Raw genomic sequence first — 16,848 nt, forward strand, 5'->3', positions numbered from 1 at the left:
CACAACAATACAATAGCTATTGTTCCACAAACATGTCGAACAGCTTCTGCAACATTACAAATGTCTGCTCGTATGTAAGCAATCCGTCAGGATCAAACTTCTGCTCACCCACTCCAGTCAATAGCGATAAGCTAACCGCCTTATACACGTTGTCCTTCGCCCATGGCGCAATATTTGCATCGTCAGCAAATGTTATCTTTGCCGTGTTGATGTCGGGCGAGCCGCTTCCAGTTCGTTCCGTTAATGCCGTATGCAAATTAAGGACCAGTGTCGCGGCCTGCTGGCGTGTAATGTTGTCCCATGGCGAGAACGTATCCTTGGTTGTTCCGCTGATGAGCTCATTGGCGTATGCCTTTGATATTTCTATACTGCTTATATCTTTAAAGGGCGATTGCCCCTCGGCAAGCGATTTTCCTAAAATATTTTCGCATAGTCGCACAGCCAACTCAGTAAAGCCAATCCTCGTGATAGGCGTCTGATACGATTGGTCATATTGATACGGAACGATGCCATTGCTCTTCGCTTTCTGATAGTCGGTCACGGCCCACGAACTGACGTTGTCATCGCTGCTCGGCTGCTCGACATCAATCAATATCGTGTCGTAGTTTTGGAAATAATTTTCGACACCTAACAGCGTTTGGCCAGACTTTTTCCCCGTAATATACCCTTCCGCATCCACTGCGGCGACCTCTGGATCAGCGATTTTGAATTGGACATTCGCAGCCTGCAGATGAGTGGACGTCGTTCGATAATTGAGCTTTATTGTTTCCCCCGTCGCAAGACGAAGCGATGACGCCCTTAATGTTACTTCAGGAATCATATCGAAAAAGACTGTATCATATTCGATGTCAACGGCTTTGCCTGCTTTGTCGTATACTCCGCTCACTTTTACATGAAAAGCATCATCTTTATGAAACCGTTCTATGCCATCCGGTCTAAAGATAATGCTGAACGGTACCCCGTAGCGACCTGTTTCTACATTAAAATATTTCCCGTTCTTATTCTTATCCTTACTATCGAAAACCCATTGCTTCCCGTCCCTCGTTCTTGTCAAAGCAACCTGGATGTGCTCCGTTCGGGTTCGATCATATCTATCGACGTTAAAGGAGACAGACCAAGGATCGTCAGGCGCAAATATCTCTTCCGGAAAGTAGCCTTGGGCAGGCCAGCTTATGTAATCGTATTTCACTTCTTCCGCGCGTCCCTTATTGATCGCATACATCGATGAATAAGGGACTCCTTCTATTGAATATGCGATTCCGAACATCGTCTTTTTCATAGCCGGGTTCAAAATCCAGCGTCGATGTCCTACCCGGTCAATATTACCCGGGCTGCTGTCGGACATATAACCATGGATGATGCTGCTATAGAAGGTCGGTCTGCCCATCGATAAATTGCTCGTCCGCGTCCCTTCATTGCCGAGCTTGAATAATACATCCTCCATGCCGTCTGGGTGTGTCGGATAATGAGTCAGGCGGTCGTTGACAGCATTGACCAGCGCAGCTGCCTGCTGTTGAGTGTGCAATCCCCAGTCCGGCTCAACATCATCTGGCAGCCCAGCCAAGTAACGTACGAAATTCGTCGCGTTCACTCCGTCCAATACATATTCCGCCTTCAACCTGCCCGGTGCAAATGGTGTGCTTGTCTGCGGCTCCACCTCGTAAATATCCGCTGTCTTCATATACTGAAAGCTCGTGCCCATCGGCTTGTACTGCAGCCATTTATTTATAATTTCCTGCTTGGTTCGATTGACCGTCTTCTCTTGTACACGGTGCGGGGCAGCATGGGCCTCGCTACCGCCGCTCCATAACAGTGACATACAAACGGTAATGACCAGCAGTGTCTTCACATGCAACTTCATACGGGTAACCCCCAATATATATGTCCAGCAATTACGAAATCTAATCTGAAATCATCACATGACCATACCGCCCAGCCAAATGATTATTTCTTTACAGATACATCAATTCGCCTCCACCCTGCATTTTCCTCTATTCTTCGACAAAAACATCACGCATGCTCTCCAATTCGTACTGTAAAAGTGCAAGCTTAAATGAAAAAAGCCGTAGCTTTAGCCACGGCTTCCCTTACTATACTATTTATTTTGCGACTTGCTGACCGGCAATGCGACCGAATGTAATAACATCGGCAATCGCATTTCCGCCAAGTCGGTTCTTGCCGTGAATGACGCCAGTCACTTCACCCGCGGCGTATAAGCCCGGAATTGGCTGGCCTTTCTCATTCAATACCTCTGTCGTCTTATTAATCACGAGTCCACCCATTGTATGGTGAACAGAAGGCACTGCTTTTTGAATGTAATAAGGTCCTTGACTCATATCCTTCAAGCCTGCGCGATGGTTAAAGTCATCGTCTTTCCCTGCCTTGGCGAACTGATTGACGCGATCAACTGTCGCCTGCAGCGCTTTCGGGTCGATGCTGAAAAATTTGGCCGCTTCTTCCAACGTGTCTGCTTTATGCAACAGACCGTCTTTGACAAGCATATCGTACTCATCCTGATGAACTTCGATCGTCTTTCCAATATCTGCAATGGATTGGTTCCATAACTGATAAGCGTAACCGCCTTCTTGCGCGAGAATCCCTTTCGAGATTACGTCACGACGCTCCAGCTCTTCGACAAAACGTTTACCACTCTGGTTTACCAGAATTGCCCCGTCAAAGCGGCTGTCCGCAACAAGCGAGATAACGCCCGTCTTCGGATTGCATACCGGATAAGTCTGGATGCTGTCCATATTTGTAACCGCAGCACCTGCAGTCTGCGCCATGACAATACCGTCGCCAGTCGTTCCCGGTGCGTCGGTCGTCATATATTTTTCATCGTATTCCGGATTGTATTGCTTTCTCATTTCGACGTTGGATCCGAAGCCGCCCGCAGCGATGATGACGCCTTTGTTGGCATGGAACGTGATGGTGTTGCCCTTGGCTCCTGTTGCCTCGACTCCTACGACTTTTCCACTTTCATCAGTAATCAATTTGTCCGCCTTCGTGTTCGTCTTCAGAATGACACCGGCTTCATCCATATGCTTTTTCAGCTTCGTAATGAGCTCAGCGCCCGTATGTCCTTCCGGAATAAGCGCACGCTTTACGGAATGTCCACCGAATTGGAACAAGTGATCCTCCAGGAAATTGACCTTTATTTCATCCTTCAGCCATTCGGCAGCAGCAGTTGCATTCTCAGCAAGCACGCGGACCATTTCCGGATCGCCTATATCGTCTCCGCCTTTGAGCGTGTCTTTCGCGAACAAGTCTACACTGTCTTCAATGCCGAGATTTTTCTGTACCCACGTATTGGCCGCGTTCATCTCGCCACCGGAGATGAGCGTATTGCCGCCTACGCTTGGCATTTTTTCAAGCAGAACGACCGAAGCCCCCGCTTGCTTCGCTTCCAATGCTGCGCTGAATCCGGCACCGCCTGCGCCGATAACGACGACATCATACGTCTGTTCTGCAGGCTCCTCCGATTGGCTGTTTCCTTCCGCCTTCTTCGCGACGAGCGTCAACCCAGCCTTCGCCACCGCATCCTTTACCGCATCAATGAAACCTTGGCTTGTCATGGTCGAACCGCTGATCGCATCTGCATCCGCGCTATTCGATGCGATCATCGTATCCTTCAGTTCTTTATAAACAGGCTCGGCCAATACTTCGTTTTCCTTCTGTTCGAGCACTTTAATATCCTTAATCTCATTGTTCTCAAATGATACTTCTACCTTAATTGCACCGTGTTTTCCATCGCCTTCTCCGATAGAAGTGACTGTCGTCCCCTGTTCCGTTCCTTTGTCAGCGCCTTGAACATCCTTGTTTCCATCACCACATGCAGCCAACATCACGACTAAACATAGGATGAGCAGAATGCTACCCGCTTTCTGAATACTCTTCATGTTGTTTAACCCCTTGTCTAATATGCTCTAGTCTCGCAGCGAAACAATACTGTGCACAATACAATAATTATAGTAGCACAGTTTTTTTTATTTAAAAGTGAAAGTTATCACTTTCACTAACTTTAAAATGTTATCCATAAAAAAAGAGGGTCGACCCTGACCCTCCCTCTAGATGCTATGATATCATAGCAAAGACTTGCTCATGACACCTGACTCGCTTTATACCCTTTGCCAATGAACTCATGAACGTTATGGACGGTTACATAAGCATGATCATCCAGTTCGCAAATGATTTTTTTCAGTTGAACGAGCTCCTGCTTATTAATGACGATATACAGCAGTTCTTTGTTGGAACCTGTATATCCTCCTCGTCCTTCTAACACCGTCAATCCGCGCGACATTGCTGTCGTCACCTTTTGTAAAATTTCATTCGGCTTTTCTGAGATGATGAGAACCGCTACCCGCTCATCCAGACCTTCAATCATGAAGTCGATAACTTTCGCGCCGACATACACGGCAATTAATGTGTACATCGCTTTCTCTTGACCGATGATGAATATCGAGCCTGCAATGACGACGATGTCGATAATGAGCATCCCTTTGCCGACACTCCAGCCCAAATACTCATTCGCCAATCGGGCCAATATTGCGGAACCGCCCGAAGTGCCACCCGCACGGAATATGAGGCCGAGACCGATGCCTACCAGCAATCCCGCAAACAGGGCTGCCAATAGCGTGTCATCGTTAATCTGCACCCCGATTTGTTCGGTGACATGCAAAAACAACGAGGTTAACACGATGCTGATGACGGTATATATGACCGTTTGCTTGTCAAAAAAACGATAGCCGATTGCAAGTAAAATACTGTTTAAAATAAAGTTAACGATTCCAGGCGACCATTCGAACAAATAGTGCGTCACCACAGTTATGCCGATGATTCCGCCCTCCGACAGCCGGTTTGGAATGGCAAAATAATTAATGCCGAGTGCAAAAATAAGTGAACCTAGCGCTACTAACGCAATGTCCCTAAGAAGTTTTTTCATCTTGATAAGCCTCCCACATGCCATTGTACACGATATGAACCACTATAGGGAAGATTCGGTATTATTCGGCGTGAGAGGTTCGACGCTTTACTCGCTATATTCCGATTGCAGCAATCCCATATGAATAATATGGTGCCATGCCCCATTGCGGAACAAAGCTTCTCTGGACATCCCTTCCTGCTGGAAGCCCAGCTTCTCATACAGCTTAAGCGCCCTCGTATTGAAATCAAACACCCTTAGCGAGATGCGGTGCAAGTTCAATTCCATGAAGGCATAACGAAGCAAAAGACCAAGCGCTTCTTGTCCGTATCCCTTCCCCCAATAATCCGGTTCACCAATGTCAATAATCAGTTCGGCGTTCCTATTTTTAAAATCAATGGAAATGAGCGAAGTAATTCCGATGGGCTGATCGGAAGCAGAGTCCATTATGAAATACGTTTTTGAATGGGTGGAGCCGAGAATGACATGTTGAACGAAGCTCCCGGTTTCCTCCATTGAATAGATGTCTAGGGCAGGGCTTGTCGACTCCATCACGCCGATCGTATTTCTCCACTTGTGATAAACAGCAATGTCTTGTTCAGTCATTTTCCTTAGCTTGATTCGGTTCGTTGCAAACATTATGTTACCTCCTATCGTTATTTGCCTGAAGTGGACATTCTCATTATCCGCTTTGTCAAAAGAGGAAAAAAGGGTATAATCCATGCTTAAGTGTCCCCTTTTAGGAGGTGAGCCAATGATACTGGAATACTTGGAGTTCCGCGCCTATTTATATGATCGGGAAGTCGAGCGCAAAGCAGCATTCCTGCTGCACGAGCTGGCAACCATCTGGCGCTGCAGCGTCAAAAACGCAAAACGTAAATTAAAAAAACTGACGGAACAGCGTAACTGTTCCTACACTCCTGGCCGTGGCAGGGGTAATCGTTCGGAGGTTCAGTTTTTCACCGATTTTCGCAAGGAACTGCATGCCGTAATCCGGCAATATCTAAATGAAAAAGATTTGAAGCGGCTAATGCATGTATTACAGCTCCCCTTTCCTCAGCAATGGATAGACGATTTGCGCAAGCCCATACAGGAGCAATTAGGGCTGCAGACGTCTGACCCTGCCACTGATGTATTGCACGCCATCATAACACAGCCCGTGACGGCCATCGATCCAGCGCGTTCATCGATTACGTTCGATCAGATGCTCGTTTCTTTGATTGGCGACACCCTGCTGCAATATGATGCGGACAAGGACGAACTTCTTCCTCATCTGGCCATCGCATGGGAAGCGGATGATCGCTATGAAACATGGACGATCTATTTGAGAAAACGAATCCTATTCCATCATCACCGTACATTGACGAGTGCCGATGTAAAATACAGCTTAGAGCGGCTGCAGCAGGCATCGTGCGCGAATCGATGGCTTGCGGAGGATATCGCTTGGATTCACTGCTTGTCCCCGCTCATGGTCCGAATCAATCTTCGTCAATCCAATCCTTTGTTCGGGCGTTACTTGGCGTCAGCGCCGATGACGATTGTACCAGCGGATGCTCCGATACAAGACAAACATTTCATAGGAACGGGCGCCTACAAAATAACGGAATGTACAGAAAGCAAAGTGGTCTTGGAAGCGTTCGACGATTACTTTAAAGAACGGCCTTTTATCGATGCCGTCCAATTTTGGAAGGTACCTCCGGAAAAAGCGCAACTGATTGCGTATCGCGTCACCATGGATGACGGACAGCCTGGACCGGCGATGCAGGAAAATCGCATAGAGCATGGCTTTCGTTTCGTCATGTTTAATACGAAGCATGTCCCCTTGATGAGAGATCGAGAGCTCCGGCTGGCTATCAACGAGCTGTTTGCGATGGATGAGATGTGGCGGGATTTGGACAGAAGTGGACTGGTGCATGCATCTCACTTCTTCCCTTGGAAGAGCAAGCCTATAAAACGAAGCTTAGGGACTGCAAAGCAATGGCTCCAGAATAGCTGCTACAACGGGGAGACACTGCACGTGTACACATTGGATTTGCCAGAAGCATGGGCGGAGGCAGTCTGGTTTCAGCAGCAGGCCGCACGAATCGGCTTGAACATGATGCTCCATCCCTACTCTTTCAATGAGCTGTATGACCGCTCCATGGATGAGGACATTCATATAATATTTTCCGGAGAGGTGTCCTCGCTTGATCCGCACCTTTCGTTTTTGGGCGCTTTTTACAATGATGCGCTCGCTTTCAGAAGATTTATCGCAGACAATCATATGACCAGCATAGATAAAAAGCTAAAAAAAATGAAGCTCGCTCCTGCCGCTGAACGAGAGCAGCTCATTGATGAAGTCGTCCAGTACATGCACAAGGAGATGCTCATCGTATTTATGCATCACCCGCTTCATCAACGCACGTTCGATCCGATGCTTCAGCATATCCAATACGATTCATTCACATTCGTTGACTTAAAAAAGCTGTGGATACGCCCGTCATATGATGCAGATACGCCGGGATAATGCCATGCCGCATCAAGCACAATATTAAACAAATAACATGCGGCTGTCATGGACTGTCATAACAACTGATGAACAGCTTCATCATATATAGATGCATTTCCATAGTAAAAAGACTGAAATAGAGACCGAAGATGCTGCTTTCGGTCTTCTCCGACTTATAGAGTACATTTTGACCAATGTAATCTTTAGCCTCATTACGTTTTACGCCGCTTCACCAGAAGATTATATGTAGCTCAATCCTTTGCGCCACTCTCCCTTTCCATCAGAAAATATGATTCGCCTGAACCTTAGCGTCACTTAACCCTTCCAGGAGGAAGGTCTGCTCATTCGAACCTTAGCGTCACTTAACCTTCCAGGAGGAAGGTCTGCTCATTCGAGCCTTTGCATCACCTAACCCTTCCATAAGAAAGGTCTGCTCATTCGAGCCTTTGCATCACTCTCCCCTCCCTTCAGAACAGCATAACGTTACTCTGCAAACAAATAAATTTCATATAATTAGAAAACCAACTTGAATTACGAACATATGTTTCTTATAATGGATATAAGAACATTCGTTCTATGATAGATTTAGAAATACAGCTACGAGGAGGATATTTTAGGTGGAAGCCTTGCAATCTATCGCTACGTTGGAAGATTTGCAGCGTCAGTTTCATACCGAATCTTCTTGCGTCTCTTTTCTATATAAGTTGAAATGGCCACATGGTTTTGTCTGCCCACGCTGTCAACATGCCCATGCCTACATTATCCGGACACGCAGGCTTCCTCTGTATGAGTGCCGGGCCTGCCGCCATCAGACATCGCTTATCGCCGGCACGATCATGGAAGGCAGCCGCACATCTTTGCAGAAGTGGCTCACTGCATTCTGGCTTGTCTCCCGTTCCGATATCGGCATCAACGCCGTCCGGCTTAGCTTGATTATCGAGGTTACATACAAGACCGCTTGGTTGATGCTTCACAAGATCCGAGCCGCGATTAGTCTCGCCGACACCAATCGGCCGCTGACAGGGGAGGTTCATGGCTTCGTAACCTTCTATGCCCGCCATCCTTCAAGACAACTTAACCCGGGGGAATCCCCTCTGATCGTTGCCGAATCTGTCACGCTAGACGGAGAAGTGGGCGAACTCAAGATGAAGCTTGTGGAGCCAACTCGCCTCTCCGATGGCTTGCTTCTTCGTTCCGATTGCGAACAATTCGCCAACCTGCATGTTGCCAGAACCGCTACCGAGACATCCATCATCCGACACAATTTTCGGATTCGCCGCAACAGCCCCTTATATCAATCCTTCAAATGCGCATGGCGCTGGATGAACGATACCTTTCACGGGATAGGGGCCAAATATCTTCAGACATATCTGGATGAATTTTGCTTTCGCTTCAATACCTCTCTCCATCATACGTCCGCTTGGGAGCAACTATTGTGCTTATGCGTGGCGGTGTTTTCACCTGCCTCGACTTGCACCCTATATGATAAGACCTCTATTTCAGGCGCATCGACAGCAGCATGACCAAAGTTGTTTGCACCGCACCTTGCTCGAAACGTAAGTCCGATACATGCTCACACATCATTTTTTCATTCTATTTTCATCTATATTTGCCCTTCATGCTGTGAATTAATTTTCATCGTTCTGGCTGTTGTTTTACGCTCTGTTCCAGCAGTGACTGTTTGAGCGTTCTGACTGTGCTTTTTGCTTTGAGCTTATCGGTAGCTTGGAGACGTTCTGGCTGTACTTTTTTTCTTCGTTCTTAGCTGTGGCTGTGGGGGCGTTCTGGCTGTACTTTTTGCTTGTTCCTGCTGCAACTGCTTATCTAACTTCGTGTCGAAAAACTTTTTCTGAATATTCATTATCTCCTGACGCATAACGCATCTGGTCTTGCTCATTGAAGATGAAAAAGTACTCCCAAAATCACGCACTCGTATCGTCCTGTTTCAAACTTATGTAGTTTCTGAACTAAGGGGATATTGAAGCTAAGGTCTATAACAAGAATCCTGCTATGAACGCAATATTAACTCGTAATTAAAATTATGCTTTTGTACTATGCACGACCTTAATTCAATATCTTCATATTGTAATAGGGTAGCGGCTTTTGCTTTTATTTTCATCTGAACCGAAGGGATAGTGGAACTAAGCAATTGAATCTTAAAGCTACTCGCTCGCTTCACCCTGTTATGGTTGCTAAAAAAGTGCACAGCCCAAGACCGTGCACTTCCAAGTTCACTCTATTGTCGTTTCATAATTACTTCTAATTCAGCTTATATCAGTGCATATCGCCTCATATTAATGGGATTTAACCCATTTCGCTACGTCATTGACGACATCAAGCGGCACATTCCCCGGAACAACATATTCTTCTCCGGTGGAAGGCTTATCCGACGGGACAAAAATGTGGTTCAGCTTCGGATAAAGCTTGAATTCCACATCCTTACGGTTCTTCAGCGCTTCCTTCCAACCATCAAGATGCTCTTTACCGACTTGAACATCATTGTCGCCTTGAATAATGAAGAGCGGAATCTTCTGATCCTTAGCGATTTCCCCGCCATAGTTATTGCGGAAATCGAACCACCAGGATGCCATCGCCAGCTGCAAATCTTGCGGGTAATTATCTGCTGTGTATTTCTCGTTCTTAATGACTTGCAGTTGTTGGTTCCACATGTTCACTTGCGCCTCAATCTGGGCGGTGACCTGCTCTGGCTGACCCGCTTCCTTCGCGCGTTTCAGCTGCCCTTCCATTTGGGTCAGTATCAAGTCCTCGAGAGGACCGGACGGACCTGCAGCGATAATGCCGCCGCGAATCGATTTTGCGCTGTCTTGCGCAAGCATCCGAGGCACGAGCATGCCGCCTTGACTGTGGCCCAACACATATACACGCTCTTTATTCAAACGCTCATCTTGTCCCGCCCATTTGACTGCTTCGAGCGCATCGTCAAGCGTCTCTTCCTTGACTGTAAACTTCGGCATAGCCGTCGCTTGGAACGGATATTCGCGCGTACGCTTTTCATAGCGGATCGTCGCAATGCCCTGCTCAGCCAAACCGACAGCCATATCTCGGAACATCTTGCCCGCGCCGATCGATTCATCACGGTCATTCTGCCCAGAGCCATGCACCAATACAACTACCGGAAATGCACTTTCGCCATTTGCAGGCACCGTCAATGTTCCTGGCAGCTTGAACTGGCCTTCGCCGATGACGATGTTTTCTTCTTTATATGCACTCGCATTATCATATGCTGGAGCTTGATAGCCGCCGGATCCGACCGCACTGAAGAAAAGCTCATCGACGAGTCCTTGATCATTATAACGGAGTTCCAGCGGCAACAACTGCCCTTTATCCGTCTTGAACAAGATACTTACGTTTTGATGCACCCCGTTGTCTTGCATGGCCGCATTCTCAAATTGGGTCGGTAAACCGAACATACCGGTAAGCAGCTTCGTATTTGAAGACAGCGACATCTGCTTCGTTGCTTCACGCAGATCCGGCGTAATTAATTTTTGCAATTGCGCTTCCGCCTGCGGCTGTGCGGCCAATTTTCCCCACTGTACGACGAACTGGGAGGCGCGTGTTTTCCAATCCGAAGCATCTGGAACGACTGAATCGTTAACCCACTTCGCATTTAACTGCAGTCCCTTTTTAACCGAATCCCATGGCACTACTAAAGCGCCCTGCGCTTCCGTACCGAATTCAGCTTTAGCCGCAAGCTTTAATTCCTGGCCATTCACATCTGATCGATCTTCATTCAAGCGAACCGTCCACACAAGTTCACCATAAGTGACTTTGGCGGTCTTATCTTCCGAATTCCATTTCACATAAGCCCCGATAGATTCAACTGCTTGTCTTAACGGCACCATCGTGGCACTTTCTTGTTCCCCAAGTTTTTCAATGGCTGGAGTTTCTTCCGCCGCCAACGCTGCTGGTGCCATGCTTCCGAACAACAAGCAAGCGCTCATCATCCATCTCCATACTGATTTGTTCATGCCTCTTCCCCTTATCTCTCTTATGTTTTTTCATGTAGGGTTTTTAGATTCGGCTAATAACTAGCCTCCTATATTACGTTATTACGTTATTACGTTTTCAGCCTAATATTCGTTCAATCTCTTCTAATTCTTCTTCCGCAAAGGCGAGATTATCCAATGCTTTAACATTCTCCTCAATTTGGCTGATGCGGCTGGCACCGATTAATGCAGATGTGACACGTCCGCCGCGAAGCACCCAGGCAAGCGCCATCTGAGCCAACGATTGTCCTCTGCTGCTTGCGATCTCGTGCAGCATACGCACCTTTATAATGACATCCTCTGAAACTTCTCTTTCTTGTAAGAATCCGCTAGACTTCTTCGCGCGTGAATCTTCCGGAATGCCATTCAAGTAACGATTCGTCAGCAAGCCTTGCTGCAGCGGACAGAACGCGATGCTGCCGACGCCATGCTCGTCTAGAACGTCCTGCAAACCATCTTCAATCCATCGATTGAGCATCGAATAAGAAGGTTGATGAATCAGGAGCGGCGTGCCTAGTTCTTTCAGAATACGGATTGCTTCATTTGACTGCTCAGCATCATACGATGAAATTCCCACATATAAGGCTTTACCTTGACGCACGACTAAATCCAAAGCCGCCATCGTCTCTTCCAGCGGCGTGTTAGGATCTGGACGATGAGAGTAAAAAACATCTACATAATCCAGTCCCATACGCTTCAAGCTCTGATCCAAACTGGCTACGAGATATTTTTTAGAACCCCACTCTCCGTATGGTCCTTCCCACATGTAATAGCCCGCTTTCGTGGAGATGACCATCTGATCGCGATAAGGGAGAAAATCTTGCTTCATCATCTTGCCGAACATTTCTTCAGCCGATCCCGGAGGAGGACCGTAATTGTTCGCTAAATCAAAATGCGTAATCCCCAGATCAAATGCTCGTCTTAGCATCGCTCGGCCGTTCTCTGTTGAATCAACGCCGCCAAAGTTATGCCATAATCCAAGCGAAATCGCCGGAAGCTTTAGGCCCGATCGGCCGCAGCGATTGTATATCATGGAGTCATAACGCTTAGAATCTGCCAAGAATTCCATTCAAGCTCACTCTCCTTCCCACATAAACGCGCGAGTATCGAAAAATTAAGATATGTATTCTTATTTATTATAATCTATTGGGTCTTTACTTGTTAATGTCTGTTCGAGATTCGTTGAAAGGGGTTATTCTCCACTCCAGTGACCTTTCACACCTGACTTTGGCGGGGATAGGTGTGCTTCGTACAGACCATATTAATGACACGGTCCGCTGAAGCCTGACGGCACGTTGGGATCAGTCGGGATCAGGAGTATATCTGGAAAGTTGTCGTCTGCATCGCTGCAGAATTCAGCGGAACGAGAACAATACTTTTATGCTATGAAGGAGGCAATAATCAATCATGTCCATTCCTAAACACCGCCGAGAAAATGCTAATAAAATTCGAAAGCAGACCCCTCATCCGCCACATGGCAAAATCAAGTCCTTTAAAGAACTTGTAGAAGAGTAAAGAGTAAGTAAATTCGAGGCGCTTGAGCATCGGTTAATGATGCGCTCAAACGCCTCTATTACGTTACGGATATAAACGGAAAGTAAAGAGGGGCTTCCATTTCCGTCGTTGCGTTTATGGTTCCCGACTGGCTTCTTTATATAACACATAACGCCGCTGTAAATCATGCCAAATGTATGTAATGTCACGTGCTGTGTCGGTTTCCCATATTTTACACAAGAAAGGGCCGCTATATCCAGCCTGAGCCAATCGATCCATGATGAGCGGCCACTGATTGATTCCTGCGCCTGGCATTCCAATGCTTCTCGTCTTGACTGTCATAATTAGAGATGTGTACGGAAATAATATGAGAAGCGAGTCGATCAATGAATATTTCTGGCATTTCGCACAATTGCATATCTCTATCGCAATTGAAAGCGAGCCGTATGGCTTTTACCACGAGAGCCCTCTGTGCGAACGACGATTTTCCACCCTTTATCTATTCGAGTGGCTTCAATGGAAGGATCGGATGATGCAAGTTTAAGCTCATCATCCGCTTTATCCCAATAAAAAGTTAGCTGTTGCCGTGTCTGGGTCGGATCGGATAGAGCTATGGTGACACCGGTATCTGTCTTCTTCATCATCAATGCAAGCGGATTTTCCGCACGCAGCCCTTCCACCTCCGCAGGGGCAAAGAAATGAACGCCGGTTAGTCCGCTCTTGCCATCGGACACCGCATGCACTCGACTATCTTGGCGAAGGATATGAATGTCCGGATTTCTGCTATACGCTGCAGTCTCTTCTGGATCAGCGTTCGGCAGCAGCACATAACGGTATGAACCCGCTTTCGGTTCAACGCCATGTGGAACGGCCAGGCTGCCGTAATGTCTCGTCAGGAGATCGTCACGCACATTTGGATTTCGGTTTATTTCCCGCCATGAATGCATCCGCGTTTCCCTTATAATGCGGATCGGCTGAGGATCTATAAATACGACGCCCAAGTCAGAGTTCGACGTATTCCCTTCCATGTGTGCCCACGAAGCACGCTCAAGTATCTCTTCGCCATTCCGCTGTGACAGCATGTCGTTCCCGTCTACAATAATCCGGTTAGTGCCTTGCCCGTTCAGCCTGCGGTTCTCCACAATCGTTTCCACCGCTCTGTTGCCAATGCTTCGAATATCAGTGCCAAGTGCCACAATTTCGTTATCAAACATGAACCATGACTTCTTGCCCTCCAAACCTGTTTTCGTGCTGGCGCTCATTGCAAATTCCATGCCGGCTGTGCCGAACATGCCGTCCAACGAGGCTCCGCCCACCCACGACTTCGGATTATAGTAGGATGCCCAATCCTTCGGTTCAGGCAGCACATGGTCTGTTGTTGTGCCGGGCAGGCGTCCCATATCAACGGTTGCCCAATATCCGTCGCTGAATTGGGACAGATCGCCGTTATATAGCGACGTCATCCCGATACCCGTATACCAACCCTTCACATTCTCACCGTTCCCGAATTCAAAGGCGGAAATGCGCGGGGAAAACATACTGATGCCGAAGGCAAACCGTTCACGCAAATGTACGGATCTATCCATTGCGGCAAACAACTGATGTTTAACCAACTCGCCTCTTGGAACAACGTATTCATCCGACAACAGTTTTTTTACCAGGCTCATTTCGTATATATTCAGACCGGTAAAATAAGGCTGCAGCGTCGTATCGGACAAGGCCCATTCTTTGATCATGGAACGGATGCGCTGGCGTTTCTCCACCGGCGCTCCTTCCGCCAAGCGAAGCAGCGACATTGCAACAGCACGGCCGGACACATGGTCTTCCGATGCCGCCCTCGAGATAGCGCGTCCGCGCACCATGTCCATCATCGCGCCTTTATAGATGAGCGGCTCGAAGGAGTCAAACACCCAATCGTACACGATGTCCGCATTCGCATGCTCAATCGGCCAAGCCGATCCGTTGAACAGGTAGAATGCGTCAGCCATGCCCGATATCAGAACCGCGCCGTAGCTTCCGGTATAGGCAATATTGGCATGCTGGATAATCGAGCCGTCATCATAGACGCCATCCCCAGATGCGGCATATTGATATTCCGTATCGAGCGCATTCCGCGCCTGAAGCAGCTTCGCACTATTGTCAACAGCCATGGCGCGCAGCGTGACGACCATCACCTTGTCAAGTAAGTTCGCGCCATTCTCCACGATATCAGGGTTTACGGTAAACCTAATTTTCGGATCCGGCACGAACCTATCAATGGCGGCAGCATATTGGCGAAGCTGATCCGGCGTCAGATCATCATGCATAAGCACCATTAAATCTCCCAGCATGCGTGCGGAGCCTATTTCCCAGTCCCACCAATTTCCAAACGTCTTGGTCCGTTCGTTATATTGATGCGAATAGACAAAATCCATACCGGAGACAATCGCTCGCCTTAGCTCATCGCTTTGGTAGAACAGTGAAGCTGGCGTACGATACGCCACCGCCATCGTTCTCAGCTTATCCATGTTGCTGGAAGGCGCCGAAGACACATGAGCCGGAGGTTCCTCTCCCCACAAATTTAACCGATCCGGTGCCATGTTCATTGTATCTAACAGTCCGGATCGGCTCTCGTTCCGAATTTTCGCATCCAGCTCCGCTATTTTGCTGTCAAAATCGAGATCTCCGGGATGATACAATGCGTTGCCTGTCAAACGGTTAACCCACTTGTCCCGCATGTTCCGGAAGTCCTGCTTCCGATCAACCGGTTCCACATGGACCCTAGATACGGCTTCCACCTTGCCATTCGGTGTTTCCACTCGAATCACTGCAGTTCCCTCCTTTATTCCAGTGATAACGCCTTCTTGCGTCACCTCGGCCACCTCCGGGTCAAGCGAAGTCCACTTGTATGGAATTTCTTCCGTTCCCGACGGGAATCGGATTGGGGTCAAGCGAATCGATTCCCCCGATCGCACACTAGCCGGATTCGGCTGGAGCAGCAGGCTGTTAATGACCGGTTCATCTGTCCGTCTTAGCTGCACTTCATCGAAAAAAGCGCTTCCTGTAGCCGATTCGAGAAACAACTCAATCCGCAATCGTGTCGCTTTGCCCGGAATCCGTATCGGCAATGTATGGAGCTCCCAATCGGTATCGCCCTTAAGCTTGACAGTAGACGGGCCATCACCCGCTTTGGTGCCATTGGCCTCGAAGAACTGCGTCCGTACATAAACGCCGCCGTATGATACTTCCGTCCGCACCCTTTCGGCCTTCATCGCCAACGACAGCGCATAGCTGCGGTCTGGCTCGACGTTAACATCCTGCAGCACGGCAGCGCGGCTGACCACATCAGCATCCACACGTATGGCTCGCTCCCCCTTGTAAACCGTGTCCGTTACGGACAGGACAGGTGAACCGGAAGGAGTCCATTCGCTCCAATGCAGCGGTTCAATATTGTCCTTCCATCGATTCGAAGTTCGCACCTCTTCAAAGCTTGGATTGTTCAGTAAATTCGGATAAACGTTTGCGGCGGGATACAAGGATGAAGCGGCAGCAGACCCTACGATTGCGGCGGATTCGGCAACGGTCTGCGAGTGAGCGGTAACAGAAATGCAAGGAAACAGTAATGCGAAGGCGAATAGTCCGCAAGCGGTGCGCCTCCGACGGTTGATGTGACGATTGTGCAAGAACATTCATCCTTTCCGTTTTAAAGTAGTCAGAAAGATAGCGCTTACATTCGTTTATATTATACGGCAGAATAACGTAATGGCAAGAGGCCAATATGCACAATCAAGAGCGCACTTTGAACATGCCATTACGTTCCGATATAGAAATGCCTTGGGCAGCTTGGCAAGGTAATCTCAAAGTAAATGAAGATATGGTAGAGAAGCTTTTTGGGAGATACCTATAAGGAAGTATATGCGGATTTGAGAAACGTTGTAACTCCACATGAAAAAAGGCTCTCG

Annotated in this window: 11 protein-coding genes; 3 read left to right on the forward strand and 8 right to left on the reverse strand. The window is 48.0% G+C overall.

All coding sequences use genetic code 11. The features are described 5' to 3' along the window. Positions 1-16: 16 nt before the first annotated feature. From LQV63_RS06045 to LQV63_RS06060, 4 genes are all read right to left on the reverse strand, one after another. The gene (locus tag LQV63_RS06045; RefSeq protein WP_233696025.1) at positions 17-1,861 is read right to left on the reverse strand and encodes an S-layer homology domain-containing protein; all 1,845 of its coding nucleotides are present in this window, start codon (positions 1,859-1,861) and stop codon (positions 17-19) included. 238 nt (positions 1,862-2,099) lie between these two features. Beyond that, positions 2,100-3,896: a flavocytochrome c gene (locus tag LQV63_RS06050; RefSeq protein WP_233696026.1), complete on the reverse strand. Its 1,797-nt coding sequence runs from the start codon at positions 3,894-3,896 to the stop codon at positions 2,100-2,102. A 200-nt stretch (positions 3,897-4,096) separates the two neighbouring features. Continuing rightward, the gene (locus tag LQV63_RS06055) at positions 4,097-4,939 is read right to left on the reverse strand and encodes a YitT family protein (protein WP_019422602.1); all 843 of its coding nucleotides are present in this window, start codon (positions 4,937-4,939) and stop codon (positions 4,097-4,099) included. An 87-nt stretch (positions 4,940-5,026) separates the two neighbouring features. Next, complete coding sequence (locus LQV63_RS06060; RefSeq protein ID WP_019422603.1) at positions 5,027-5,557, reverse strand: GNAT family N-acetyltransferase; 531 nt, start codon at positions 5,555-5,557, stop codon at positions 5,027-5,029. A gap of 115 nt (positions 5,558-5,672) precedes the next feature. Here LQV63_RS06060 and LQV63_RS06065 point away from each other — a divergent pair, with 115 nt between their 5' ends. Then, on the forward strand, positions 5,673-7,424 hold the full coding sequence (locus tag LQV63_RS06065; protein WP_233696027.1) for an ABC transporter substrate-binding protein: 1,752 nt from the start codon (positions 5,673-5,675) through the stop codon (positions 7,422-7,424). Positions 7,425-8,023: 599 nt separating this feature from the next. Next, positions 8,024-8,929, forward strand: a complete 906-nt coding sequence (locus tag LQV63_RS06070) for a transposase (protein ID WP_233696028.1) — start codon at positions 8,024-8,026, stop codon at positions 8,927-8,929. Positions 8,930-9,700: 771 nt separating this feature from the next. Here the strand turns inward: LQV63_RS06070 and LQV63_RS06075 are convergent. Beyond that, complete coding sequence (locus LQV63_RS06075) at positions 9,701-11,395, reverse strand: alpha/beta hydrolase family protein (protein ID WP_233696029.1); 1,695 nt, start codon at positions 11,393-11,395, stop codon at positions 9,701-9,703. A gap of 97 nt (positions 11,396-11,492) precedes the next feature. Then, entirely contained in the window at positions 11,493-12,482 is a 990-nt protein-coding gene (gene mgrA / locus LQV63_RS06080) for an L-glyceraldehyde 3-phosphate reductase (protein ID WP_233696030.1), read from the reverse strand. Positions 12,483-12,820: 338 nt separating this feature from the next. Between mgrA and LQV63_RS06085 the strand changes: the two genes are divergently transcribed. Continuing rightward, positions 12,821-12,928, forward strand: coding sequence for a DUF6254 family protein (locus tag LQV63_RS06085; RefSeq protein ID WP_019422609.1), 108 nt, complete (start codon positions 12,821-12,823; stop codon positions 12,926-12,928). 114 nt (positions 12,929-13,042) lie between these two features. Here the strand turns inward: LQV63_RS06085 and LQV63_RS06090 are convergent, their stop codons facing one another. After that, positions 13,043-13,222, reverse strand: a complete 180-nt coding sequence (locus LQV63_RS06090) for a hypothetical protein (protein ID WP_233696031.1) — start codon at positions 13,220-13,222, stop codon at positions 13,043-13,045. Positions 13,223-13,329: 107 nt separating this feature from the next. After that, on the reverse strand, positions 13,330-16,569 hold the full coding sequence (locus LQV63_RS06095; RefSeq protein ID WP_233696032.1) for a polysaccharide lyase family 8 super-sandwich domain-containing protein: 3,240 nt from the start codon (positions 16,567-16,569) through the stop codon (positions 13,330-13,332). Between the last annotated feature and the right edge of the window lie 279 nt (positions 16,570-16,848).

This window comes from Paenibacillus profundus, assembly GCF_021369635.1.
Classification (GTDB): Bacteria; Bacillota; Bacilli; order Paenibacillales; family Paenibacillaceae; genus Paenibacillus_B; species Paenibacillus_B profundus.